The 1,842-nt window shown below is 72.4% G+C and carries 1 protein-coding gene; it reads right to left on the reverse strand.

Annotated features, from left to right (window positions below):
- Window positions 1-50 precede the first annotated feature (50 nt).
- Window positions 51-1,529 (reverse strand): vanadium-dependent haloperoxidase, encoded by a 1,479-nt coding sequence (locus EAO70_RS04165; protein ID WP_187283715.1) that lies wholly within the window; start codon window positions 1,527-1,529, stop codon window positions 51-53.
- Between the last annotated feature and the right edge of the window lie 313 nt (window positions 1,530-1,842).

The following is a 1,842-nucleotide window of genomic DNA, read 5'->3' on the forward strand; positions in this document are numbered from 1 at the left end:
CGGCGCGCCCCGCGGGTGCCGGTGCCGCCCGCGGGACGGGCCCGCCGGGGTCAGCGGTGGGTGCCGGCGAAGTAGCGCATGGCCTGCCGGTGGACGACCTTGCCGATGCGGTGGCCCATCTCGATGCCGGGCTCGTTGTCGAAGCTCCAGTGCATGCCGCCGTAGACCCGGGAGATGCCGGCCTGCCGGGCGGCGTCGCTGAAGGTGGGCCAGTGCAGGACGACGTCGGTGCGCGGGGTGAGGCCGGGCTCCACGGTGGAGGCGCCCGCCTTGAAGCGGAACGAGTCGCCGAAGGAGTCCGAGCCGGTGAAGCGGCGCAGGAACTCGGAGGCGGCGCCGGAGAAGGTGCTGTGCCCGGAGACGGTGGCCGGGAACGGCGGAACGGCCACGTACGCCTGCCAGTCGAGGCCGTCCATGGTCACGGTGCCGCGGCCCGGGCCTCCCCAGGCCTGGATCTGGCGGCCGCGCCGGTCGAACGGGATGAGGGTGGAGGGGCGGGCGAAGTCGTACTGGGCCTTGACGGCCCAGGAGCCGATGGCCGCGTCGCACTCGGCCATGTTGAGGCCGAAGAATATCTGGGCGTCCTCGTCGACCCCGTACCCGTCGCGGGCGGAGACGTACCGGCCCCACATCTGCTGGGCGCCGGGCGGGGTCACGTCGTCGTTGAGCCAGAACTCGGCGATGGACTTCTGCTCGTCCGTCAGGTGGGCGCTGATGTCGAGGAGTTCCTCGATGGCGGCCGTCATCCGGACCGAGGGGTACGCGGGCGGGGCGGGGACCGTGAACTGGTCGGGGCGGCTCAGGGCGAAGGGCTTCATCACGGCGAACTGCGGGGTGAGGTAGCGCTGGACCTTGCCGCCGACGATCAGCGGGGTCCAGTGCGCCGGGTCGGTGACCGTGGCGGGGTCGAAGGCCCCCGCGGTCTGGGGGCTGTTGCGCGGCTGGTAGCCGGTGGTGTCGGTGTACGCCGGTGTCCCGAGCTGGTTGGCGCCGTCGCCGTGGCGGTAGTCGAGGACGGCCCGCGCGGTACGGCGTCCGATCCAGGCGGGGCTGTTGCGGCGGGGGTCGGTGAGGTCGGGGTCGTGGCCCAGGCTGCGGAGCATGTTGTCGATGGCGACCTTGTACTCGGGGTACAGGTCGAGCAGGGCGAGGTGGGCCGCGTAGCTGATGGCCTCGTTCTTGTTGTCGAGGGTGCGCTCGGAGCGGGGCCGGCGCAGGGAACCGCCGAAGCGGGTGCCGACGGCGCAGCGGTCGTAGCAGGCCCAGGCGTCGTAGATGGCGTTGTGGATGATCGCGAGGGCGCGGGCGTTCACGGTGGCGGGGCCGAAACGGTTGCCCGCTGCCTGGTAGCGGCCGAGGATCGCGTCCATCGCGGCCTGGTTCCACCGGACGACGACACTGGGGTCGGTCACGGCGCCGGGCCGGCGGCGGCCGGTGCGCGTCTCCGCCTCGAAGCTGGTCGGCACGGCCCAGGCGGCGCTGCCGGGCAGTGCGAGCGCTCCGGCCGCGGCGGCCGAGGTGGTGAGCACCCGGCGCCGGGTGAGGGCGGTGCGGGCCGCGGGGGGCGTGGTGGAGGCGGGAGCGGCGGACCGTTCGGATCACGCCGAAATCCCGGCAGGAGGTCGGACGCCGTGAGCCACGCTAACCACGTCCCGAGCACCCCCGCGACGCCCATCGGTTCCTTGCATGACCGCGATGGAAGAAGTCGATAGGGCGTTGCCGCACACGATCAAATCTCGCCAGCCTGAGCACTGTTCGAGTTTGTGTGTGATTCACGGACCCGGACCGCGTCCATCCGCTCCCGGCAGCATGCGAAGGAATCCACGGATGTCCCACCGACCC

This window comes from Streptomyces sp. adm13(2018) (assembly GCF_008042145.1).
GTDB lineage: Bacteria > Actinomycetota > Actinomycetes > Streptomycetales > Streptomycetaceae > Streptomyces.